18 protein-coding genes and 1 pseudogene are annotated in these 23,627 nt (G+C 70.8%); 14 read left to right on the forward strand and 5 right to left on the reverse strand.

What is annotated here, in order from left to right; genetic code table 11:
- The first annotated feature begins 322 nt into the window (after nucleotides 1–322).
- The 11 genes from uvrC to pgi all read left to right on the forward strand — a co-directional run bounded on the left by uvrC (nucleotide 323) and on the right by pgi (nucleotide 14,544).
- A complete protein-coding gene (gene uvrC, locus NOD94_RS30610) occupies nucleotides 323–2,374 on the forward strand; it encodes an excinuclease ABC subunit UvrC (RefSeq protein WP_281209411.1) in 2,052 nt (683 codons plus the stop codon).
- Complete coding sequence (gene rapZ / locus NOD94_RS30615) at nucleotides 2,371–3,330, forward strand: RNase adapter RapZ (RefSeq protein ID WP_281209412.1); 960 nt, start codon at nucleotides 2,371–2,373, stop codon at nucleotides 3,328–3,330. Before uvrC ends, rapZ begins: the two co-directional genes overlap by 4 nt.
- Nucleotides 3,327–4,391 (forward strand): uridine diphosphate-N-acetylglucosamine-binding protein YvcK, encoded by a 1,065-nt coding sequence (gene yvcK, locus NOD94_RS30620; protein WP_281209413.1) that lies wholly within the window; start codon nucleotides 3,327–3,329, stop codon nucleotides 4,389–4,391. Before rapZ ends, yvcK begins: the two co-directional genes overlap by 4 nt.
- The gene (gene whiA, locus NOD94_RS30625) at nucleotides 4,382–5,377 is read left to right on the forward strand and encodes a DNA-binding protein WhiA (protein WP_281209414.1); all 996 of its coding nucleotides are present in this window, start codon (nucleotides 4,382–4,384) and stop codon (nucleotides 5,375–5,377) included. The genes yvcK and whiA overlap by 10 nt, the downstream gene beginning before the upstream one ends.
- Nucleotides 5,378–5,520: 143 nt before the next feature.
- Nucleotides 5,521–8,487 carry a M14 family metallopeptidase gene (locus NOD94_RS30630; RefSeq protein WP_281209415.1) on the forward strand — a complete coding sequence of 989 codons (2,967 nt, stop codon included), beginning with the start codon at nucleotides 5,521–5,523 and terminating at the stop codon, nucleotides 8,485–8,487.
- Between the two features lie 208 nt (nucleotides 8,488–8,695).
- Nucleotides 8,696–9,703 (forward strand): type I glyceraldehyde-3-phosphate dehydrogenase, encoded by a 1,008-nt coding sequence (gene gap / locus NOD94_RS30635; protein ID WP_281209416.1) that lies wholly within the window; start codon nucleotides 8,696–8,698, stop codon nucleotides 9,701–9,703.
- 132 nt (nucleotides 9,704–9,835) lie between these two features.
- Nucleotides 9,836–11,056: a phosphoglycerate kinase gene (locus tag NOD94_RS30640; protein WP_281209417.1), complete on the forward strand. Its 1,221-nt coding sequence runs from the start codon at nucleotides 9,836–9,838 to the stop codon at nucleotides 11,054–11,056.
- A 6-nt stretch (nucleotides 11,057–11,062) separates the two neighbouring features.
- Complete coding sequence (gene tpiA, locus NOD94_RS30645; RefSeq protein WP_281209418.1) at nucleotides 11,063–11,851, forward strand: triose-phosphate isomerase; 789 nt, start codon at nucleotides 11,063–11,065, stop codon at nucleotides 11,849–11,851.
- Between the two features lie 136 nt (nucleotides 11,852–11,987).
- Nucleotides 11,988–12,218, forward strand: coding sequence for a preprotein translocase subunit SecG (secG, locus tag NOD94_RS30650; protein WP_281209427.1), 231 nt, complete (start codon nucleotides 11,988–11,990; stop codon nucleotides 12,216–12,218).
- A 167-nt stretch (nucleotides 12,219–12,385) separates the two neighbouring features.
- Nucleotides 12,386–12,721: an RNA polymerase-binding protein RbpA gene (locus NOD94_RS30655; protein WP_007263454.1), complete on the forward strand. Its 336-nt coding sequence runs from the start codon at nucleotides 12,386–12,388 to the stop codon at nucleotides 12,719–12,721.
- A gap of 167 nt (nucleotides 12,722–12,888) precedes the next feature.
- On the forward strand, nucleotides 12,889–14,544 hold the full coding sequence (pgi, locus tag NOD94_RS30660) for a glucose-6-phosphate isomerase (RefSeq protein ID WP_281209428.1): 1,656 nt from the start codon (nucleotides 12,889–12,891) through the stop codon (nucleotides 14,542–14,544).
- Nucleotides 14,545–14,619: 75 nt separating this feature from the next.
- On the opposite strand, the gene pgl is transcribed toward pgi, so the two are convergent.
- The 5 genes from pgl to tkt all read right to left on the reverse strand — a co-directional run bounded on the left by pgl (nucleotide 14,620) and on the right by tkt (nucleotide 21,363).
- A complete protein-coding gene (gene pgl / locus NOD94_RS30665) occupies nucleotides 14,620–15,402 on the reverse strand; it encodes a 6-phosphogluconolactonase (protein ID WP_281209419.1) in 783 nt (260 codons plus the stop codon).
- Nucleotides 15,403–15,511: 109 nt separating this feature from the next.
- On the reverse strand, nucleotides 15,512–16,591 hold the full coding sequence (gene opcA, locus NOD94_RS30670; protein WP_281209420.1) for a glucose-6-phosphate dehydrogenase assembly protein OpcA: 1,080 nt from the start codon (nucleotides 16,589–16,591) through the stop codon (nucleotides 15,512–15,514).
- Nucleotides 16,588–18,114 carry a glucose-6-phosphate dehydrogenase gene (zwf, locus tag NOD94_RS30675; RefSeq protein ID WP_281209421.1) on the reverse strand — a complete coding sequence of 509 codons (1,527 nt, stop codon included), beginning with the start codon at nucleotides 18,112–18,114 and terminating at the stop codon, nucleotides 16,588–16,590. Before zwf ends, opcA begins: the two co-directional genes overlap by 4 nt.
- A gap of 5 nt (nucleotides 18,115–18,119) precedes the next feature.
- Nucleotides 18,120–19,238, reverse strand: a complete 1,119-nt coding sequence (tal, locus tag NOD94_RS30680; RefSeq protein ID WP_281209423.1) for a transaldolase — start codon at nucleotides 19,236–19,238, stop codon at nucleotides 18,120–18,122.
- 34 nt (nucleotides 19,239–19,272) lie between these two features.
- The gene (tkt, locus tag NOD94_RS30685) at nucleotides 19,273–21,363 is read right to left on the reverse strand and encodes a transketolase (protein ID WP_281209424.1); all 2,091 of its coding nucleotides are present in this window, start codon (nucleotides 21,361–21,363) and stop codon (nucleotides 19,273–19,275) included.
- Nucleotides 21,364–21,671: 308 nt separating this feature from the next.
- Here tkt and NOD94_RS30690 point away from each other — a divergent pair, with 308 nt between their 5' ends.
- From NOD94_RS30690 to NOD94_RS30700, 3 genes and pseudogenes are all read left to right on the forward strand, one after another.
- On the forward strand, nucleotides 21,672–22,613 hold the full coding sequence (locus NOD94_RS30690) for a heme o synthase (protein ID WP_281209425.1): 942 nt from the start codon (nucleotides 21,672–21,674) through the stop codon (nucleotides 22,611–22,613).
- A 39-nt stretch (nucleotides 22,614–22,652) separates the two neighbouring features.
- A complete protein-coding gene (locus NOD94_RS30695; RefSeq protein WP_281209426.1) occupies nucleotides 22,653–22,994 on the forward strand; it encodes a hypothetical protein in 342 nt (113 codons plus the stop codon).
- A gap of 109 nt (nucleotides 22,995–23,103) precedes the next feature.
- Nucleotides 23,104–23,627, forward strand: a pseudogene (locus NOD94_RS30700) (amidohydrolase); the annotation flags it as partial.

Here is a 23,627-nt window from a genome sequence, read left to right on the forward strand (position 1 = left end):
CGCCGGGGACCCGCCCGGGGCGTGGGGGGGGGGGGGGGGGGGGGCCGCCCCCCCCCCCCCCCCCCCCGCGCCCCCCCCCCCCACAGCCCCCCCCCCCCCCCCCCCCCCCCCCCCCCCCCCCCCCCCCCCCCCCCCCCCCCCCCCCCCCCCCCCCGCCCGCGCCGCCCGCCCCCCCCGCCCCCCCCCCGGGGGCCGACGGCCCGGCGCCCCTCGGACGCGTGCGGCGACCGCATCCGGCCGTCCCGCCCCCGCCCGCCCGCGCACCGGCTTCGCACGGACGGCGTACGGCCCGTTGTCGGCGCGCGCCAGTAGGGTGGGCGGCATGGCCGACCCTTCCAGCTACCGCCCCAAACCCGGGCAGGTCCCCGACTCCCCGGGGGTCTACAAGTTCCGCGACGAGCACCGCCGGGTGATCTACGTCGGGAAGGCCAAGAGCCTGCGGCAACGCCTCGCCAGCTACTTCCAGGACGTCGCCGGCCTGCACCCGCGCACGGCCACCATGGTCACGACGGCCGCCTCCGTCGAGTGGACGGTGGTCTCCACCGAGGTCGAGGCGCTCCAGCTCGAATACTCCTGGATCAAGGAGTTCGACCCCCGGTTCAACGTCAAGTACCGGGACGACAAGAGCTACCCCTCCCTCGCCGTCACCATGAACGAGCAGTACCCCCGCGTCCAGGTGATGCGCGGCCCCAAGAAGAAGGGCGTGCGCTACTTCGGCCCGTACGGGCACGCGTGGGCCATCCGCGAGACCGTCGACCTGATGCTGCGCGTCTTCCCCGTCCGCACCTGCTCCGCCGGGGTGTTCAAGCGGTCCGCGCAGATCGGCCGCCCCTGCCTGCTCGGCTACATCGGCAAGTGCTCGGCGCCCTGCGTCGGTCGGGTCACCCCCGAGGAGCACCGCGAACTCGCCGAGGACTTCTGCGACTTCATGGCCGGCCGCACCGGCACCTACCTCTCCCGCCTCGAAGCGCGGATGCACGAGGCCGCCGAGGAGATGGAGTACGAGAAGGCCGCCCGGCTGCGCGACGACATCGGGGCGCTGCGCCGGGCCATGGAGAAGAACGCCGTGGTCCTCGCCGACGCCACCGACGCCGACCTGATCGCCGTCGCCGAGGACGAGCTCGAAGCCGCCGTGCAGATCTTCCACGTACGGGGCGGCCGCGTCCGCGGGCAGCGCGGCTGGGTCACCGACAAGGTCGAGGCCGTGGACACCGCCGGCCTCGTCGAGCACGCCCTCCAGCAGCTCTACGGGGAGGAGAAGGGCGAGGCCGTCCCCAAGGAGGTGCTGGTCCCGGCGCTGCCGGAGGACACGCCCGCGCTGAACGAGTGGCTGGCCGAGCGCCGCGGCTCGCAGGTCAGCCTGCGCATCCCGCAGCGGGGGGACAAGAAGGCCCTCATGGAGACCGTCCACCGCAACGCCCAGCAGTCCCTCGTCCTGCACAAGACGAAACGTGCGAGCGACCTCACCACCCGCTCCCGGGCCCTGGAGGAGATCGCCGAGGCCCTGGATCTGGACGGCGCCCCGCTGCGCATCGAGTGCTTCGACATCTCCCACATGCAGGGCGACGACGTCGTGGCCTCCATGGTCGTCTTCGAGGACGGGCTCGCACGCAAGAGCGAATACCGCCGCTTCCAGATCAAGACCTTCGAGGGGCAGGACGACGTCCGCTCCATGCACGAGGTGGTCTCCCGGCGCTTCCGCCGCTACCTCCAGGAGAAGCTGAGGACGGGGGAGTGGTCCCCCGAGGACCTCGCCGACACCACCGACACCACCGACACCGCGGACGCGCGGGAGGGCGGAGTCCCGGCCGAGGAGGACGGCAGGCCCCGCCGCTTCGCCTACCCCCCGCAGCTCGTCGTGGTCGACGGCGGGCAGCCGCAGGTCGCCGCCGCCAAGCGCGCCCTGGAGGAGCTCGGGGTCGACGACGTGGCCGTGTGCGGGCTGGCCAAGCGGCTGGAGGAGGTGTGGCTGCCCGGCGAGGACGACCCGGTCGTCCTGCCCCGCACCAGCGAGGGCCTCTACCTGCTCCAGCGGGTCCGTGACGAGGCCCACAGGTTCGCCATCCAGTACCAGCGCAACAAGCGGGCCAAGCGGCTGAAGTCCGGGCCCCTCGACGAGGTGCCCGGCCTCGGGGAGAGCCGCAAGCACGCCTTGATCAAGCACTTCGGTTCGGTGAAGAAGCTGAGACAGGCGACAATCGACCAGATCTGCGAGGTCCCCGGCATAGGCCGCAAGACGGCCGAGACCGTGGCCGCGGCCCTCGCACGGGCGGTACCCGCCGGTCCTGCCGTCAACACGGCGACAGGAGAGATCATGGAGGACGAGACCCCCGCACCAGCGGGAGCATCGTCCGAACGGGGGACCGAGCAATGACCGAGCACGAGTCCGATCGCAAGACCGAGCACGACCGAGACGGAGCACAGGTGAGTACGGGCACGACCGTGGAGCCCGGCGACAACGCCGAGGCGGCCATCCCCGAGCTGGTGATCATCTCCGGCATGTCCGGAGCCGGCCGCAGTACGGCGGCCAAGTGCCTGGAGGACCTCGGCTGGTTCGTCGTCGACAACCTGCCGCCCGCGCTGATCCCCACCATGGTGGAGCTCGGCGCCCGCTCCCAGGGCAACGTGGCGCGGATCGCCGTCGTCGTCGACGTCCGCGGCCGCCAGTTCTTCGACGCGCTGCGCGAGTCCCTCTCCGACCTCGACAGCAAGGGCGTCAACCGGCGCATCGTCTTCCTGGAGTCCTCCGACGACGCCCTGGTCCGCCGCTTCGAGTCGGTCCGCCGCCCGCACCCCCTCCAGGGCGACGGCCGCATCACCGACGGCATCGCCGCCGAGCGCGACCTGCTGCGCGAGCTGCGCGGCGACGCCGACCTGGTCATCGACACCTCCAGCCTGAACGTGCACGAGCTGCGCGCGAAGATGGACGCCCAGTTCGCGGGCGACGAGGAGCCCGAGCTGCGGGCCACCGTCATGTCCTTCGGCTACAAGTACGGCCTCCCCGTCGACGCCGACCTCGTCGTCGACTGTCGCTTCATCCCCAACCCCCACTGGGTCCCGGAGCTGCGCCCCTTCACCGGGCTCAACGAGGAGGTGTCGGGGTACGTCTTCAGCCAGCCCGGCGCCAAGGAGTTCCTCGACCGCTACACCGAGCTGCTCCAACTCATCGCCACCGGTTACCGCCGCGAGGGCAAGCGGTACGTGACCATCGCGGTCGGCTGCACGGGCGGCAAGCACCGCAGCGTGGCCATGTCCGAGAAGCTCGCCGCCCGCCTCGCCTCCGAGGGAGTCGAGACCGTCGTAGTCCACCGGGACATGGGGCGCGAGTGACCGGACGGACCCTGCGGCTGCGCCGCCTGCGCCGCTCCGCCCCCGCCGGGGAGGAGGGCACGGGCCGCGCCGGCCGCCGCGGCGCGGCACCCAAGGTGGTCGCCCCCAAGGTCGTCGCGCTGGGCGGCGGCATGGGGCTGTCGGCCTCCCTCGCCGCGCTGCGCCGGATCACCGGTGAGCTCACCGCGGTGGTCACCGTCGCCGACGACGGCGGATCCAGCGGCCGGCTCCGGGAGGAGCTCGGCGTCCTGCCTCCCGGCGACCTCCGCAAGGCCCTGGCCGCGCTGTGCGGGGACGACGAGTGGGGCCAGACCTGGGCCCGCGTCATCCAGCACCGCTTCCAGTCGCGGGGCGACCTGCACGAACACGCGGTCGGCAACCTGCTGATCGTCGCCCTGTGGGAACAACTCGGGGATCCCGTGCAGGCCCTCGACCTGGTCGGGAAACTGCTGGGCGCGCAGGGCCGCGTCCTGCCGATGTCGGCGGTACCGCTGGAACTCCAGGCGCTCGTCAAGGGGCACGATCCGGCCCGCCCGGAGGACGTCGACACCGTCCGGGGGCAGGCCACCGTGGCCCTCACCCCGGGCGAGGTGCTCTCCGTCCAGGTCGTGCCGGGTGACCCGCCGGCCGTACCGGAGGCCGTCGCCGCGGTGCTCGACGCCGACTGGGTGGTGCTCGGCCCGGGGTCCTGGTTCTCGTCCGTCATCCCGCACCTGTTGGTGCCCGAACTCCTCGACGCGCTGGTGCAGACGAAGGCGCGGCGGGTGCTGTCGCTGAACCTCGCGCCGCAGCCCGGCGAAACAGAAGGCTTCTCTCCGCAGCGTCATTTGGAGGTTTTGGCCCGACACGCCCCTAAACTCGCCCTGGACGTGGTGCTGGCCGACGAGGCCGCCGTGCCCGATCGCGAGTCCCTCGCCGATGCCGCAAAACGGTTCGGTGCCGCGGTCGAGCTGGCCCCGGTGGCCAGACAGGACGGCTCTCCGAAACACGACCCGGAGCTGCTGGCCGCCGCGTACGACCGTATTTTTCGGATGCATGGAAGGATCGGCCCATGGCGATGACGCCCGCGGTGAAGGATGAGATCTCTCGCCTGCCCGTCACCCGGACCTGCTGCAGGAAGGCGGAGGTCTCGGCGATCCTTCGGTTCGCGGGCGGCCTGCACCTGGTGAGCGGCCGCATCGTCATCGAGGCGGAACTGGACACCGGGATCGCCGCTCGCCGGCTGCGCAAGGACATCCTGGAGATCTTCGGCCACTCCTCGGACCTGGTCGTGATGGCCCCGGGCGGCCTGCGCCGGGGCAGCCGCTTCGTCGTCCGGGTCGTGGCGGGAGGCGACCAGCTGGCCCGCCAGACGGGCCTCGTGGACGGCCGCGGCCGCCCCATCCGGGGTCTGCCCCCGCAGGTGGTCTCGGGGGCCACCTGTGACGCGGAGGCGGCCTGGCGCGGCGCCTTCCTCTCCCACGGCTCCCTCACCGAACCGGGCCGCTCCTCCTCCCTGGAGGTCACCTGCCCCGGACCGGAGGCCGCCCTGGCCCTGGTCGGTGCCGCCCGCCGGCTGTCCATCGCCGCCAAGGCCCGCGAGGTCCGCGGCGTCGACCGGGTCGTGGTCCGCGACGGCGACGCGATCGGCGCCCTCCTCACCCGCCTCGGCGCCCACGAGTCGGTGCTGGCCTGGGAGGAGCGGCGGATGCGGCGCGAGGTCCGCGCGACCGCCAACCGCCTCGCCAACTTCGACGACGCCAACCTGCGCCGCTCGGCACGGGCCGCGGTGGCCGCCGGAGCCCGGGTGCAGCGCGCCCTGGAGATCCTCGCCGACGAGGTCCCCGAGCACCTCGCGGCGGCCGGCCGGCTGCGCATGGAGCACAAGCAGGCCTCCCTGGAAGAACTGGGCGCCCTGGCCGACCCGCCGCTGACCAAGGACGCCGTCGCGGGCCGGATCCGCCGCCTGCTGGCGATGGCCGACAAGCGGGCCCAGGACCTCGGCATCCCGGGCACGGAGTCGAACCTCGACCTCAGCGAGGAACTGGCCGACAACATGTCGGGCTGACCCGCCCCCGCCCGTACGCCACAAGGGGCCCGCACGCTCACCCGTGCGGGCCCCTTCGCGGTACGCCCCATTGACATGAGCACGGGCCGCTCGTGAGCCTGGCGTCCGCACGCTTTCGTGGCAGACGACGCCCAGGGGGGCACATGAGGCACCGCGCGAGAACGATCCTCGCCGCAACCGCACTCGTCTTCGGAACCACACTGGCCGCACTACCCGCGGCGGCCCAGGCCCAGGCCCAGCCCGCACCCGGCACCGGATCCGGCGCGGACGAGGTACGGGTCTACGACGCCGACATCACCCGCGAGCAGGTCCCGCTCGTCCTCGCGGCCGGTCAGGACGCCCACGAACTCGCCGAACGTGCCCCGGAGACCGGCACCGCCAAGGTCGAACTCTTCCTCACCGGCGGCCAGGCGAAGCAGCTCGCCTCCCAGGGGATCAAGCTCGCCGAACGCAAGGCGTCCACCCAGGGCCTGGCCCGCGCCAAGGCCGCCGGTGACGGGGTCTTCCGGCCGTACTCCGGCACGGGCGGACTGCGGGAGGAGATCCTGCGCACGGCCCAGGAGCACCAGGCCCTCACCAAGGTCGTCTCCATCGGCAAGACCGTCCAGGGCAAGGACATCCTCGCCCTCAAGGTCACCAAGAACGCCAAGAAGGGCAAGGACGGCGACAAGCCGTCCGTGCTCTACATGTCCAACCAGCACGCCCGCGAGTGGATCACCCCCGAGATGACCCGGCGGCTGATGCACCACACGCTCGACAACTACGGCAAGGACCCGCGGGTCACCAAGCTGGTGGACTCCACCGAGCTCTGGTTCCTGCTCTCCGCCAACCCCGACGGCTACGACCACACCTTCACCGCCGACAGCGCCCGGCTGTGGCGCAAGAACATGCGCGACAACAACGGCGACGGGAAGATCACCGGCGGCGACGGCGTCGACCTCAACCGCAACTTCTCCTACAAGTGGGGCTACGACAACGAGGGTTCCTCGCCGAACGCGTCGAGCGAGACCTACCGCGGCCCCCAGGGCGGCTCCGAGCCGGAGACGCGCGCCCTCGACGCCTTCCAGAAGCGCATCGGCTTCGAGTACGCCATCAACTACCACTCCGCCTCCGAACTGATCCTCTACGGCGTCGGCTGGCAGGTGGCCACCCCCACCCCGGACGACGTCGCCTACCGGGCGCTCGCCGGCACCCCGGAGAACCCGGCCGTACCCGGCTACCTACCGCAGCTCTCCTCCGAGCTCTACACCACCAACGGCGAGGCCGACGGCCATGCCGCGAACGTCAACGGCATCATGATGTTCACGCCGGAGATGACCACCTGCCAGACGGCCTCCGAGATCGACCCGAACGACCCGTGGAAGCCCGAGGACTGCGCCTCCGGCTTCAACTTCCCGGACGACGAGAAGCTCATCCAGGGGGAGTTCGCCAAGAACATCCCCTTCGCGCTGACCGTCGGCGAGAGCGCCGCGCACCCCGACCGGCCGGCCTCCGCCGTCGGCCTGAGCGCCGCGGACTTCACGGTGGACCCCTTCACCACCTCCTACGCCGCCCGCGGCGAGGACCAGACGGTCTCCGTCACCGCCCGCAAGGCCCTGCGGGACAAGGAACTCAACTACCGGATCAACGGCGGCCGCACGCACGACGAGGACCTCAAGGCCTGGAAGGGCGGCTCCGTCTACGGCGGCGAGGACAACAACTGGTTCGACGAGTACCGCGCGAAGGTCGACGGCGCCCGCCCCGGCGACAAGGTCGAGGTCTGGTTCACCGGCCGCGACCGCTCCGGCAAGCAGGTCTCCGGCGAGCACTTCACGTACACCGTCGCCGAACGGCCCCGCGCGGACGTCCTCGTCGTCGCGGAGGAGGGCGCGAAGGCGCAGCACGCCGCCGCCTACGTGGACGCGCTGCGCGCCAACGGGAAGTCCGCCGCCGTCTGGGACGTGGCCACCCAGGGCGTCCCGCACCACCTCGGGGTGCTGTCGCACTTCGGGACCGTCGTCCACTACACGGGCCCCAGGACCCCGGGCGGCGACACCCAGACGGCCATCCGCGACTTCCTCAACGAGGGCGGCAAGCTCATCGAGGCCGGTGAACTGGCGGGCGGCAACGCCCAGGTCGGCCGGGCCGTGACCAACGACTTCAGCCAGTACTGGCTCGGCGCCTACGGGCGGGCGAGCGTCGGCGCGCCGACCGGCTTCACCGGCGCGGGTGCGCTGAACGGCTCCAAGGCGGGTCTCGGCGACGCGGCGGGCAACCCGCTCAACGCCCCCGGCGCCTACACCGTGACCTCCGACACCCTCCCGCCCGCGCAGTTCCCGCAGTTCAAGAGCGCCCAGGCGGGCCAGTACGCCGGGGTGGCGAACCCGTACGCCCCCTACGCGGGCACCGGGATGGCCTCGGCCACCCACGCCGACGACGACTGGAAGCGGCTCACCCGCACCATCGACCTGACCGGGGTCACCGCGGCCGACAAGCCGCAACTCAAGCTGGCCCTCAACTGGAACACCGAGGAGGGCTACGACCACGCCGCCCTGGAGGCGCGTACGGCCGGCGGCGACGACTGGACCACGCTCCCGGACGCCGGCGGGCTGAGCTCGACCACCGTCCCGGCCGAGTGCGAGGCCGGGTTCCTCCTGAACGGCCACCCCTTCCTGCGCCGCTACCTCACCCTCGACGCCGGCGGCTGCGCGCCGCAGGGCACCAGCGGCACCTGGAACAGCTTCACCGGCTCCTCCGGCGGCTGGAAGCAGGTCACCTTCGACCTGAGCGCCTACGCGGGCAGGTCCGTCGAGGTCTCCCTCTCCTCCATCACCGACCCGGGCTCGGGCGGCCGCGGCGTGTTCGCGGACGAGGCCCGGCTCAACGTGGGCGGGGCGGACCGGGCCGCGGAGGGCTTCGAGACCTCCCTCGGCGACTGGACCACGCCGGGCGCCCCTGCCGGAAGTCCCGATGTTCCGGGCGATTGGTCCAGGACCGGCGAACTGTTCAAGTCCTACGCGTCGGTCACTACGCGTGACACGGTGCTCCTCGGCTTCGGCCTGGAACACGTGCCCGCCACGGCGGACCGCGCCGTACTCGTCGGTAAGGCGCTGCGCGCGCTGAACCGCTGATCAGCGCCCTGCCCGTAGCTCACCCTGAGTGACGGGCGCAAAGTCCCCGGGGACCCGTGCCGGCACCGGTGGTACGGCCCCCGGGGCGTGTCAGGCCTCGATCGATGTCACTCCGTAGCTCACGGAGAGGTAGGGTCGTAAGCGGTCGGGGACATCCCATACAGCTCGCCGGCGGACAGGCCGGCGCACCCAACGAGGAGATCGGTTCGTGACGATCCGCGTAGGCATCAACGGTTTTGGCCGAATTGGCCGCAACTACTTCCGGGCGCTCCTGGAGCAGGGAGCGGACATCGAGATCGTCGGTGTCAACGACCTGACTGACAACGCGACCCTGGTGCACCTGCTCAAGTACGACACCATCCTGGGCCGCCTCAAGGCCGAGGTCTCCCACACCGACGACACCATCACGGTCGACGGCAAGACCTTCAAGACGTTCGCCGAGCGTGACCCCGCGAACCTCCCCTGGGGCGAACTGGGCGCCGACATCGTCATCGAGTCGACCGGCATCTTCACCAAGAAGGCCGACGCCGCCAAGCACATCGCGGCCGGCGCGAAGAAGGTCCTCATCTCGGCTCCGGCCAAGGACGAGGACATCACGATCGTGATGGGCGTCAACCACGACAAGTACGACGCGGCTTCCCACCACGTCATCTCCAACGCCTCCTGCACCACCAACTGTGTGGCGCCGATGGCCAAGGTCCTCGACGAGAACTTCGGCATCGTCAAGGGCATGATGACGACGGTCCACGCGTACACGAACGACCAGCGCATCCTGGACTTCCCGCACTCGGACCTGCGCCGCGCCCGCGCCGCCGCCGAGAACATCATCCCGACGTCCACCGGGGCCGCCAAGGCCACCGCGCTGGTCCTCCCGCAGCTCAAGGGCAAGCTGGACGGCATCGCCATGCGCGTCCCGGTCCCCACGGGCTCGGTCACCGACCTCGTACTGGAGCTCTCCCGCGAGACCACCGTGGAAGAGATCAACGCCGCCTTCCAGAAGGCCTCCGAGGGCCAACTGAAGGGGATCCTCGACTACACCGAGGACGCCATCGTGTCCTCGGACATCGTCAACTGGCCGGCCTCCTGCACCTTCGACTCCTCCCTGACGATGGTGCAGGACGGGACGCAGGTTAAGGTCGTCGGCTGGTACGACAACGAGTGGGGCTACTCCAACCGTCTCGTCGACCTCACCGTCTTCGTCGGCGGTCAGCTCTAAGTACGCAGGGCAAGGCACCACGATGTGAGTACAGGGTCCGGGTGGCGCGATGGAGCGCCGCACGGGCCCTGTTGCTTGCCTCGTTCTCCCTTCCTCGCCCTTCGGGTGAAGGCATCAAAGGAGTAGAAACACATGAAGACGATCGACGAACTGCTCGCCGAGGGCGTCAAGGGCAAGCGGGTCTTCGTCCGCGCGGACCTCAACGTCCCGTTCGCCAAGGGCACCACCACGATCACCGACGACGGCCGCATCCGCGCCGTCCGGCCGACCGTCGCGAAGCTCGCCGAGGCCGGCGCCCGCGTGGTCGTCGCCTCGCACCTGGGCCGCCCGAAGGGCACCGGCGCGGAGCCGGAGTTCTCCCTCGCCCCCGCAGCCGCCCGCCTGGGCGAGCTGCTCGGCACGGAGGTCGCGTTCGCCACCGACACCGTCGGGGCGTCCGCCAAGGAGACCGTCGCCGCGCTCACCGACGGCCAGGTCGCCGTGCTGGAGAACCTGCGCTTCAACGCCGGTGAGACCTCCAAGGACGACGCCGAGCGCGCCGCCTTCGCGGACCAGCTCGCCGAACTGGCCGACGTCTACGTCGGCGACGGCTTCGGCGCCGTCCACCGCAAGCACGCCTCGGTCTTCGACCTGCCCGCGCGCCTGCCGCACGCGGCCGGTTACCTCATCGCCACCGAGGTCGGCGTCCTGAAGAAGCTGACCGCCGAGGTCGAGCGCCCGTACGTGGTGGTCCTCGGCGGCGCCAAGGTCTCCGACAAGCTCGCCGTCATCGACGAGCTGCTCGGCAAGGCCGACCGCATCCTCATCGGCGGCGGCATGGCCTACACCTTCCTCAAGGCCCAAGGCCACGAGGTCGGCATCTCCCTGCTCCAGGAGGACCGGATCCCGGTCGTCACGGAGTACATGAAGCGCGCCGAGCAGACCGGCGTCGAGCTGGTCCTGCCGGTCGACGTCCTGGTCTCGGCCGACTTCCCGGACCTGAAGACCAAGGCCCCGGCGGACTTCACCACGGTCGCCGCCGACGCGATCCCCGCCGACCAGGAGGGCCTGGACATCGGCCCGAAGACGCGCGAGCTCTACGCGTCGAAGATCGCCGATGCCAAGACCGTGTTCTGGAACGGTCCGGTCGGCGTCTTCGAGCACCCCGACTACGCGGGCGGCACCACCGCCATCGCGCAGGCCCTCGTCGACAGCGACGCCTTCACCGTCGTCGGCGGTGGCGACAGCGCCGCGGCGGTCCGCATCCTGGGCTTCGACGAGAACGCCTTCGGCCACATTTCCACCGGTGGCGGCGCAAGCCTCGAATACCTCGAAGGCAAGACGCTCCCCGGCCTCGCTGCCCTGGAGGGCTGAACCCACATGTCCGCAGTTGAAAACGGCCGCACCCCGCTGATGGCGGGCAACTGGAAGATGAACCTCAACCACCTCGAGGCCATCGCCCACGTCCAGAAGCTCGCCTTCGCACTGGCCGACAAGGACTACGACGCCGTCGAGATCGCGGTCCTGCCGCCCTTCGTCGACCTGCGCTCGGTCCAGACCCTGGTCGACGGCGACAAGCTGAAGATCAAGTACGGCGCCCAGGACATCTCGCAGTACGACTCCGGCGCCTACACCGGTGAGATCTCCGGCCCGATGCTGTCGAAGCTGAAGTGCTCCTTCGTGGCCGTCGGCCACAGCGAGCGCCGCCAGTACCACGGCGAGAGCGACGAGATCTGCAACGCCAAGGTCAAGGCCGCCTACAAGCACGGGATCACGCCGATCCTGTGCGTCGGTGAGGGCCTCGACGTCCGCAAGGCCGGCGAGCAGGTCCCGTACACGCTGAAGCAGGTCGACGGCGGCCTCAAGGACCTGCCGGCCGAGCAGGCCGAGTCCATCGTGATCGCGTACGAGCCCGTCTGGGCGATCGGGACCGGCGAGGTCGCCACCCCCGAGGACGCGCAGGAGGTGTGCGGGGCGATCCGCGGCCGCCTCGCGGAGCTTTACTCGCAGGAGCTGGCCGACAAGGTCCGCATCCAGTACGGCGGCTCGGTGAAGTCCGGCAACATCGCCGCGATCATGGCCCAGCCCGACGTCGACGGCGCCCTGATCGGCGGCGCGGCACTGGACGTGGACGAGTTCGTCAAGATCGCTCGCTTCCGCGACCAGTGAGTATGCGGTAGGGCGGATCCGTCGTACCCTTGCGGGGGCCAGGGGCTGCACCGGCAGCCGCTGGCCCCCGCGCCCGTCGCAGGTCCGGTGAAACCTGAAAGCCAGAATGCCCAGAAAGTAGGAATCAGCCGTGATTATGGGGTTCTCGATCGCCCTGGTCGTCTTCAGCGCCCTGCTGATGCTGCTCGTGCTGATGCACAAGGGCAAGGGCGGCGGCCTCTCCGACATGTTCGGCGGCGGCATGCAGTCGTCGGTCGGTGGTTCCTCCGTGGCGGAGCGCAACCTGGACCGCATCACCGTCGTGGTCGGCCTCCTGTGGTTCGCGTGCATCGTCGCGCTCGGCCTCTTCATGAAGACGAGCAGCTGACCGGTTTTGGTCATTGCGGCGGTGCCGGCCACCGTGACGGGCCTATCCTGAGGTCCGGCGTTCCGGTTGCGGAACAAGTGATTCTGCTCGGCTTCACGTAGATCCGGGGCGCCCTCAGCGGGTATAACCTCACGCTTGGCGGCACCATCACGCAGGGAGTTACGACCGTGGCAAGTGGCAACGCGATTCGTGGAAGTCGGGTCGGAGCCGGGCCGATGGGCGAGGCCGAGCGCGGTGAGTCCGCGCCCCGTCTGCGCATCTCCTTCTGGTGCTCGAACGGGCACGAGACGCAGCCCAGCTTCGCCAGCGACGCGCAGGTGCCCGACACCTGGGACTGCCCGCGCTGCGGATTCCCGGCCGGCCAGGACCGGGACAACCCGCCCGCCCCGCCGCGCACCGAGCCCTACAAGACGCACCTCGCGTACGTGAGGGAGCGGCGCACGGACGCCGACGGCGAGGCCATCCTCGCCGAGGCGCTCGCGAAGCTCCGCGGCGAGATCTGAGACTCGGCGGAAACCTGAGCAGCACTCAAGAGTGACCGGGGGCCCGGTCCGTGGGAGTACGAATCCCGCGGGCCGGGCCCCTTTGTGTGCGTTGTCCCCCTTCGGATCCCTTAGGTTTGGAGGCGGCGGGGCACAACAGGACAGGAAGAAGTGGGTTGATGTCCGAGATGAACGCAGACAGCCGTACGAGGCTCAACCGGACGCCCGAGTGGAGCGCACTCGGCAAGCACCGCGACGAGCTGGGGCAGACGCATCTGCGGGAGCTGTTCGAGACGGACCCGGACCGGGGCACCAACTACACCCTGCGGGTCGGGGACCTGTACATCGACTATTCGAAGCACCTCGTGACGGACGAGACGCTCGCGCTGCTGCGCGAACTGGCGTCCGCGACCGGCGTGAGCGAACTGCGGGACGCCATGTTCCGTGGCGAGAAGATCAACACCACCGAGGACCGGGCGGTCCTGCACACCGCCCTGCGCGCGCCGGCGGACGCCGTGGTCGAGGTGGACGGCGAGAACGTCGTACCCGGCGTGCACGAAGTCCTCGGCAGGATGCGGGCCTTCTCCGACCGCGTCCGGTCGGGCGAGTGGAAGGGTCACACCGGCAAGCCGATCAAGAACGTCGTCAACATCGGCATCGGCGGTTCGGACCTCGGTCCGGCGATGGCGTACGAGGCGCTGCGCGCCTTCACCGACCGCTCGCTGACCGTCCGCTTCGTGTCCAACGTGGACGGCGCCGACCTGCACGAGGCCGTACGGGACCTGGACCCGGCCGAGACGCTGTTCATCATCGCCTCCAAGACCTTCACGACCATCGAGACCATCACCAACGCCACCTCGGCGCGCACGTGGCTGCTGGCGGGTCTCGGCGGCGACCAGGCGGCGGTGGCGCGGCACTTCGTGGCGCTGTCGACCAATGCCGAGAAGGTCGAGGACTTCGGCATCGACACGGCCAACATGTTCGGGTTCTGGGACTGGGTCGGCGGACGCTACTCCTTCGACTCGGCCATCGGCCTCTCGCTCATGATCGCCGTCGGCCCGGACGCCTTCGAGGAGATGCTCGGCGGCTTCCACGCGATGGACGAGCACTTCCGCACGGCCCCGCCGGAGCAGAACGCCCCGTTCCTGATGGGCCTGTTGGGGATCTGGTACGGCGGCTTCCACGATGCGCAGTCGCACGCGGTCCTCCCGTACAGCCACTACCTGTCGCGCTTCACCGCGTACTTGCAGCAGCTGGACATGGAGTCGAACGGCAAGTCCGTCGACCGGGACGGCAACCGGGTGGACTGGCAGACCGGTCCGGTGGTGTGGGGCACGCCCGGCACCAACGGGCAGCACGCGTACTACCAGTTGATCCACCAGGGGACGAAGCTGATCCCCGCCGACTTCATCGGATTCGCCCGGCCCGTGGCCGAGCTGCCGCCGACCCTGTCGGCCCAGCACGACCTGCTGATGGCGAACTTCTTCGCGCAGACCCAGGCCCTGGCCTTCGGTAAGACGGCCGAGGAGGTCCGGGCGGAGGGCGTCGCCGAGGAGCTCGTCCCGCACAAGACGTTCCGGGGCAACCACCCGACGACGACGATCCTCGCCACCGAGCTGACCCCGTCGGTCCTGGGCCAGCTGATCGCGCTCTACGAGCACAAGGTGTTCGTCCAGGGCGCGGTGTGGAACATCGACTCCTTCGACCAGTGGGGAGTCGAACTCGGCAAGGTGCTCGCCAAGCGCGTGGAGCCGGCCCTGACCGAGGGCACGGGCACCGAGTCCATGGACCCGTCGACCCGGACCCTGGTGGCCGCCTACCGCGAGCTGCGCGGCCGCGCCTGACCCGCGCAGGAAGGGCCCGTCCCCCGCAACCGAACGGTTGCGGGGGACGGGCCCTTCGTACGTACGGGGGAGCGGTCAGGCCGAGGCCGGCGGGTACATGCCGGACGGCAGCCCCGCCGCGGCGGCCCGGTCCAGCAGCCACAGGGTGCGGCTGCGGCCGACGGCTGCGGCGGCCGGGGCCTGGACGCCGCCGGCCCCGCCGAGGGCGATGGCGACCGCGCCGGCCTTGTCCTCGCCGGCCGCCAGCAGCCAGACCTCACGGGCCGCCCGGATCGCCGGGAAGGTGAGGGAGATCCGGGTCGGCGGCGGCTTCGGGGCGCCGTGGACGCCGACGACCGTACGCTCCGTCTCGCGGGTCGCGGGGTGCTCGGGGAACAGGGAAGCCACGTGGGTGTCAGGACCGACGCCGAGCATCAGCACGTCGAAGCGGGGGACCGGGCCGTGGTCCTCGGGGCCCGCGGCCTTCGCCAGCAGGGCGGCGTAGGCCGCCGCGGCCGCGTCCACGTCGGCGCCGTACGGGCCGTCGGAGGCGGGCATCGCGTACACGCGGGCCGGGTCCACCGGGACGGAGTCCAGGAGGGCCTCGCGGGCCTGGGTGTGGTTGCGCTCGGGGTCGTCCGCGGGGAGGTAGCGCTCGTCGCCCCACCACAGGTCGACGCGGGCCCAGTCGATCGCGTCCCGGGCGGGGGCCGCGGCGAGGGCCGCGAGCAGGCCGTTGCCGTTGCGGCCGCCGGTCAGGACCACGGAGGCGCTGCCCCGGGCCGCCTGCGCGTCCACGATCTTCGTGATGAGCCGGGCCGCCGCGGCCTGGGCCATCAGCTCCTTGTCCCGGTGGACGACGACCTGGGGAGTCGTCATACCCATGTGCTGCCGCCTTATTGGTAGTTCCGGGGTGCGGGTGGTGCGAGTGGTGCGGGTGGCACTGGGCGGGGCCCTTCCCCCGGAGGGAAAGGGCCCCGTACAGCTACTACTTGGCGCCGGCCTTCTTGCCCGGCTTGGCGGCCGGCTTCGGGGCCGGGGCGTCCGCCGCGGGCTCCGCCCGGTCGGCCGCCTCGGTTCCGGCCGGCTTCGTCCCGACCGGCTTCGCCGGCGCCTTGGCCTCGGTCGCCGCCGCGGCGGAGGCCTCCAGCCGGGCCACGCCGAACTTCAGCGAGGCCTCGTAGGTGTTGTCCGGGTCGAGCCGGCGCAGTTCCTCCGCCAGCAGCTCGGCCGTGTCGCGGCGCTTGAGCGCCACCGCGCGGTCGGGCTGCCCCGGCATGCACAGCGTGGCCAGGGCGCCGTCCGCGCGGTCCAGGACGATCACGCCGTCCTTGGTCTCCATGCGTACGGCGGTCAGCCCCGGGCCGCCCGACAGGGTGCGGTTGACGGGTACGCCGAGGCGGTCCGCCATCCACATGGCCAGCAGCTCGCAGCTCGGGTTGTCGTCCTCGCCCTCGACGACCGCCGAGACGACCGCCACGCCCGGGTGCTGGTCCAGCGCGGCGGCCAGCATCGAGCGCCACGGCGTGATCCGGGTCCAGGACAGGTCCGTGTCGCCGGGGGCGTAGGCCGCCGCCCGGCTGCCGAGGGCCACGATGGGGTCCTCGCACGAGTACGTGTCCGTGATCCGGCGCTGCCCCAGCGCGCCCAGCGGATCGCCCGCCAGGTCCGCAGGAGCACCCTCCGGCCACCAGACGACCACGGGGGCGTCGGGCAGCAGGAGCGGGAGAACCACCGACTGGGCGTGGTCGACCAGTTCACCGTGCAGGCGGAGCACAACCGTTTCGCCGGTGCCGGAGTCCGCACCGACGCGGATCTCCGCGTCGAGACGGGCTTCGCGGCGGCTGCGCGGCGAGCGGCTGACCCGCTTGACGACGACGATGATCCGCGAGGGGTGTTCGTGGGAAGCGTCGTTCGCCGACTTGAGAGCGTCGTACGCGTTCTCCTCGTCGGTCACGATCACCAGCGTGAGGACCATGCCGATGGCCGGCGTGCCGATGTCCCGGCGTGCCTGCACCAACGCGGCGTTGATCCTGCTGGAGGTGGTCTCCGTGAGGTCGATCTTCATGGCCGGCGCCAGCTCCGTCCGTCTCGTGCGAGCATCTCGTCCGCCTCGACCGGCCCCCAGGTACCCGCCGGGTACTGGGCGGGCTTGCCGTGCTTGTCCCAGTACTCCTCGATCGGGTCGAGGATGTTCCAGGAAAGCTCGACCTCCTGGTGGCGCGGGAAGAGGTTCGCGTCACCCAGCAGGACATCGAGGATCAGCCGCTCGTACGCCTCGGGGCTGGACTCGGTGAAGGACTCGCCGTAGGCGAAGTCCATCGTGACGTCCCGGACCTCCATCGAGGTGCCGGGCACCTTGGAGCCGAAGCGGACGGTCACGCCCTCGTCCGGCTGGACCCGGATGACCAGGGCGTTCTGCCCCAGCTCCTCGGTCGCGCCCGACTCGAACGGCAGGTAGGGGGCCCGCTTGAAGACGACCGCGATCTCGGTCACCCGACGGCCCAGGCGCTTGCCCGTCCGCAGGTAGAACGGGACGCCCGCCCAGCGGCGGTTGTTGATCTCCAGGCGGATGGCCGCGTAGGTGTCGGTCTTCGACTTGGGGTCGATGCCGTCCTCTTCGAGGTACCCGACGACCTTCTCGCCGCCCTGCCAGGCTCCCGAGTACTGGCCGCGCACGGTGTGCTTGCCCAGGTCCTCGGGCAGCTCCACGGCGGTCAGCACCTTGAGCTTCTCCGCCACCAGCGCCTTCGGGTGGAAGGAGCCGGGCTCCTCCATCGCGGTGAGCGCCAGCAGCTGCAGCAGGTGGTTCTGGATGACGTCGCGGGCCGCGCCGATGCCGTCGTAGTAACCGGCCCGGCCGCCGATGCCGATGTCCTCGGCCATCGTGATCTGCACGTGGTCGACGTACGACCGGTTCCAGATCGGCTCGAACATCGTGTTGGCGAAGCGGAGCGCCAGGATGTTCTGGACGGTCTCCTTGCCGAGGTAGTGGTCGATCCGGAAGACCTCGTCACGGGGGAAGACCTCGTGGACGACCTTGTTGAGCTCTTCCGCGCTCTTCAGGTCGTGGCCGAAGGGCTTCTCGATGACGGCACGCCGCCAGGACCCCTCCTTCTGCGCCAGACCGTGGTCCTTGAGCTGCTGGACGACCTTGGGGAAGAACTTCGGGGGCACCGAGAGGTAGAAGGCGAAGTTGCCGCCCGTCCCCTGGGCCTTGTCCAGTTCCTCGATGGTCGCCTTGAGGGTCTCGAAGGCCGCGTCGTCGTCGAAGTCGCCCTGGACGAACCGGCAGCCCTGCACCAGCTGCTGCCAGACCTCCTCGCGGAAGGGGGTGCGCGAGTGCTCCTTGACCGCGTCGTGCACCTCCTGGGCGAAGTCCTCGTCCTGCCACTCGCGGCGGGCGAACCCGATCAGCGAGAAGCCCGGCGGCAGCAGGCCGCGGTTCGCGAGGTCGTAGACGGCCGGCATGAGCTTCTTGCGCGACAGGTCACCCGTAACGCCGAAAATGACCAGGCCGGACGGCCCCGCGATGCGCGGGAGCCGCCGGTCCTGTGCGTCACGAAGCGGGTTCGCTCCGTTTACCGACAAAAGACTCAGTCCTCCGTGGGGGCGAGGCGCTTGAGCTCCGCCTCGGTCGACTTCAGCAGGTCGTTCCAAGACGCCGCGAACTTCTCGACGCCCTCGTCCTCGAGCAGCTGCACCACATCGTCGTACGAGATGCCGAGCTTCGCGACCGCGTCGAGCTCGGCGCGGGACTGCTCGTAGGTGCCGCGGATGGTGTCGCCGGAGACCTCGCCGTGGTCGGCGGTGGCCTCCAGGGTGCCCTCGGGCATGGTGTTCACGGTGCCGGGCGCGACGAGGTCCACCACGTACAGGGTGTCCTTGTAGGCCGGGTCCTTGACGCCGGTCGAGGCCCACAGCGGACGCTGCTTGTTGGCCTGCGCCTTGTCCAGGGCCGCCCAGCGCTCGCCGCCGAACACCTCCTCGAAGGCCTCGTAGGCCAGACGGGCGTTGGCGAGGGCCGCCTTGCCCTTCAGGGCCTTGGCCTCGTCGGTGCCGATGCCGTCCAGACGCTTGTCGATCTCGCTGTCCACGCGGGACACGAAGAACGATGCGACCGAGTGGATCTTGGAGAGGTCCAGGCCCGCGGCCTTGGCCTTCTCCAGACCCGCCAGGTACGCGTCCATCACGGCGCGGTAGCGCTCCAGCGAGAAGATCAGCGTGACGTTGACGCTGATGCCCTTGCCGATGACCTCGGTGATCGCCGGCAGGCCGGCCTCGGTCGCCGGGATCTTGATCAGCGTGTTCGGGCGGTCCACCAGCCAGGCGAGCTGCTTGGCCTCGGCGATGGTCGCCGTGGTGTTGTGCGCCAGGCGCGGGTCGACCTCGATCGACACGCGGCCGTCCTGGCCCTCGGTCCGGTCGTAGACGGGCCGCAGGATGTCGGCGGCGTCGCGGACGTCCACCGTCGTGATCATGCGGATGGCCTCGTCGACGGTGACCTTGCGGGCGGCGAGGTCCGCGAGCTGCTGCTCGTAGCCGTCGCCGCTGCTGATGGCCTTCTGGAAGATCGACGGGTTGGTGGTGACACCGACCACGTGCTGCTGGTCGATCAGCTCGGCGAGGTTGCCGGACGTGATGCGCTTGCGGGACAGGTCGTCCAGCCAGATCGCCACGCCCTCGTCGGAGAGGCGCTTGAGTGCGTCTGTCATGGGAATTGCATCTCCTACTGGTTCTTGTACCGGTTCAGCGCGCGTCAGCGGCGTTGAGGGAGTCCTTGGCGGCTGCGGTCACGGCCTCGGCGGTCAGGCCGAACTCGCGGTACAGCACGGCGCCGTCGGCCGAGGCGCCGAAGTGCTCCAGCGACACGATCCGGCCCGCGTCGCCGACGTAACGGTGCCAGGTCAGGCCGATGCCGGCCTCGACTGCGACTCGCGCCTTGACGGACGGGGGCAGGACGCTGTCCTTGTACTCCTGGTCCTGCTCCTCGAACCACTCGACGGACGGCATCGAGACCACGCGGGTCGGGACGCCCTCGGCCTGCAGCGCCTCGCGCGCGGCGACGGCGAGCTGGACCTCGGAGCCGGTGCCGATCAGCAGCACCTGCGCGGGGCCGCCCTCGGCCTCGAACAGGACGTAGCCGCCCTTGGCGGCGTCCTCGTTCGCCGGGTAGGTGGGTACACCCTGGCGGGTGAGGGCCAGGCCGTGCGGGGCGCCCTTGCCGAACACCTTGGTGTGACGCCCCAGGATCTCGCGCCAGGCGATGGCGGTCTCGTTCGCGTCGGCCGGGCGGACCACGTTCAGGCCCGGGATGGCGCGCAGCGCGGCGACGTGCTCGACCGGCTGGTGGGTCGGGCCGTCCTCGCCCAGGCCGATGGAGTCGTGCGTCCACACGTACGTCACCGGCAGGTGCATCAGCGCGGACAGGCGGACGGCGTTGCGCATGTAGTCGGAGAACACCAGGAAGGTGCCGCCGTAGACGCGGGTGTGGCCGTGCAGGGCGATGCCGTTCATGGCCGCGGCCATGGCGTGCTCGCGGATGCCGAAGTGGATGGTGCGGCCGTACGGGTCGGCCTCCGGCAGCGGGTTGCCCACCGGCAGGAACGAGGAGTTCTTGTCGATGGTCGTGTTGTTGGAGCCGGCCAGGTCGGCCGAGCCGCCCCACAGCTCCGGGATGACCGCGCCGAGGGCCTGGAGGACCTTGCCGGAGGCGGCGCGGGTGGCGACGCCCTTGCCGGGCTCGAAGACGGGGAGCTTGTCCTCCCAGCCCTCGGGCAGCTCGTTGGCCTCGATGCGGTCGAAGGACGCGGCGCGCTCCGGGTTGGCGGTGCGCCAGGCGGAGAAGTCCTTCTCCCAGGCGGCGCGGGCGTCGCGGCCGCGGTCACCGAGGGCGCGGGTGTGGGCGATGACCTCGTCGGAGACCTCGAAGGTCTGCTCGGGGTCGAAGCCGAGCACGCGCTTGGTCGCGGCGACCTCGTCGTCGCCGAGCGCCGAGCCGTGGGAGGCCTCGGTGCCCTGGGCGTGCGGTGCCGGCCAGGCGATGATCGAGCGGGCCGCGATGAAGGAGGGACGGCCCGTCTCGGCCTTGGCGGCCTCGAAGGCGGCGTGCAGGGCCTTCGGGTCGAGGTCGCCGTTCTCCTGCGCGGCGACGCGCTGGACGTGCCAGCCGTACGCCTCGTACCGCTTGAGGGTGTCCTCGGAGACGGCCGTCTCGGTGTCACCCTCGATGGAGATGTGGTTGTCGTCCCACAGCAGGACCAGGTTGCCGAGCTTCTGGTGTCCGGCCAGTGCGGACGCCTCGTGCGAGATGCCCTCCTGGAGGCAGCCGTCGCCCGCGATCGCGTAGACCATGTGGTCGAACGGAGAGGTGCCCGCCGGGGCCTCCGGGTCGAACAGGCCGCGCTCGTAGCGGGAGGCCATGGCCATGCCCACCGCGTTGGCGATGCCCTGGCCCAGCGGGCCGGTGGTGGTCTCGACGGCGGCCGTGTGGCCGTACTCCGGGTGACCGGGCGTCTTGGAGCCCCAGGTGCGGAACGCCTTGAGGTCGTCCAGCTCCAGGCCGAAGCCACCGAGGTAGAGCTGGGTGTAGAGGGTCAGGGACGAGTGCCCCGCGGAGAGCACGAAGCGGTCACGGCCGACCCACTGGGGGTCCGCAGGATCGTGCCGCATGACCTTCTGGAACAGGGTGTACGCGGCGGGAGCCAGGCTCATCGCGGTACCGGGGTGGCCGTTCCCGACCTTCTGGACCGCGTCGGCGGCCAGGATGCGGGCGGTGTCGACGGCCCGCTGGTCCAGTTCGGTCCACTCGAGCTCTGTGGTGGTCGGCTTGGTGCTCACCGTTGGTCAGGGCTCCTCTCCACATGTTGTTTTCCCGGTGACGAACGGTGCCACCGGCGCGATTCCGAGCCTACCCCCGCCAAGGCGTGCGGCTATTCGAGTGCCGGTAGTGCGTCGCCGGGTCGGCACCCGCCGTTCACCTGGGATCGCGCCTACCCCGGTCCGATCGGCTCAACACGAGGCGACCCCCGCGCGGGGCGACGCAAGAGCAACGTCTAGAGTGGCGTGGTACGCGCAAGCCTTTACCGGACCTTCATCTCATGAAGGGGCCGAGTCGGAGCTTGCTGGATTCTCTCTCAGGGGTGTGCGTGACGGCCGTCGAATCCCGTCCAGCGGGGGTGCTCGGGACGAGCTCCGGTCACCGGCCGTTCGGGGCCCGGGTCATGGCATTCGTGGCGCTGACGAAGCCGCGGATCATCGAGTTGCTGCTCATCACGACGGTCCCCGTCATGTTCCTCGCGGAACAGGGCGTGCCGTCGCTGTGGCTGGTCCTCGCGACCTGCTTCGGCGGTTACCTGTCCGCGGGAGGCGCGAACGCGCTGAACATGTACATCGACCGTGACATCGACGCGCTGATGGACCGCACGTCGCAGCGGCCGCTGGTGACCGGCATGGTGAGCCCGCGGGAGTGCCTGGTCTTCGGCATCTCGCTCGGGGTGATCTCCACCCTGTTCTTCGGGCTCCTCATCAACTGGCTGTCGGCCGCCCTCGCGCTGGGCGCGCTCCTCTTCTACGTCGTCGTCTACACGATGCTGTTGAAGCGGCGCACGTCGCAGAACATCGTCTGGGGCGGGATCGCCGGCTGCATGCCGGTGCTCATCGGCTGGTCGGCGGTGAAGAACGAGGTCTCCTGGGCCGCGATCATCCTCTTCCTGGTCATCTTCTTCTGGACGCCGCCGCACTACTGGCCGCTGTCGATGAAGGTGAAGGACGACTACGCGCGGGTCGGCGTGCCGATGCTGCCGGTCGTCGCCGGCAACCGGGTCGTCGCCCGCCAGATCGTCCTCTACAGCTGGGTCATGGTGGGCGTGTCGCTCCTGCTGACCCCGCTGGACTACACCGGCTGGTTCTACACGACGGTCGCGCTGCTGGCCGGCGGCTGGTGGCTGTGGGAGGCGCACGCGCTGCACGCCAGGGCCAAGTCCGGTCTGACGGGCGCGAAGCTCAAGGAGATGCGACTGTTCCACTGGTCGATCACCTACGTCTCGCTCCTCTTCGTGGCGGTGGCCGTGGATCCCTTCCTCCGCTGACGCTTCCTCCGTTCATTACCCGCCGGTAGCATGCTGTACATGGCAGAGACCGCAGACACCGCAGACAAGAAGCAGGACCGTACGGCGGCGAAGCTGGCCCGACAGATCGGCGCGTTCGCCAAGGAGCACGGCGGCGCCGAGGGTCAGCTCGCGCACATCGGCCAGGCCGGCACCCGGATCGTCCTCGTGGGCACCGACGGCGGCTGGGGCGACCTCGTCGCCCCGACGTACGAGGTGGCCCGGCTGGCGGCGGAGAAGTCCGGCCTGACCTTCCTGGACGAGTTCGACGGGGAGCTGGCCGCCCGCGTGCGGACGGGCCCGTACGAGTGGTCCCGCATGGCCGGCATCCAGCTCGGCGGTCCCGCCAACCCGAAGGCCTGACCGCCGCGGCGACGCGCCGCGAAAATGAGTCCCGGGCAACACCTCATGCCCCGCTCACCCGTTAGGACGTGTGGAAGCCGCTTCCTCACGTCCGCAACGGGATGCCCGGATGATCGAAACGCCGCCCTTGGTGGACCAGTACTGCCACGGGGTGCTCCGCACGGAGCTGGGCCTCGGCACCTTCGAGGCCGCACTGGTCCCGTCGGCCGGCCCGGCCGCCGCGGGCACCACCCTCTTCGACACCCAGACGGGCTTCGCGGTGCGCCGTTGGTGTCCGCCGCTGCTGGGGCTCGAACCGCACTGCGCGCCCGCGATCTACCTGGCGCGGCGCCGGGAGCTGGGCGTCGTCGAGGCGGGGCGCAGGCTGCTGCGGGGCGCGGGAGTCGACTCGTACCTCGTGGACACGGGCCTGCCGGGCGACCTCACCGACCCCAAGGAACTGGCCCTGGCGGGGGACGCGCGGACCTACGAGGTGGTCCGGCTGGAGTTACTGGCCGAGCAGGCCGCCGACACCTCGGGGACCGTGGCCGCCTTCCTGGCCAACCTCTCGGGGGCCGTCCACCACGCCGCGGCGGGCGCCGTCGCGTTCGGCTGCGGGGCCGCCGCCGTCGCGGCCGCCGGGGAGGCCGAGCC

The organism is Streptomyces sp. Isolate_45, from assembly GCF_024721315.2.
Lineage (GTDB): Bacteria > Actinomycetota > Actinomycetes > Streptomycetales > Streptomycetaceae > Streptomyces.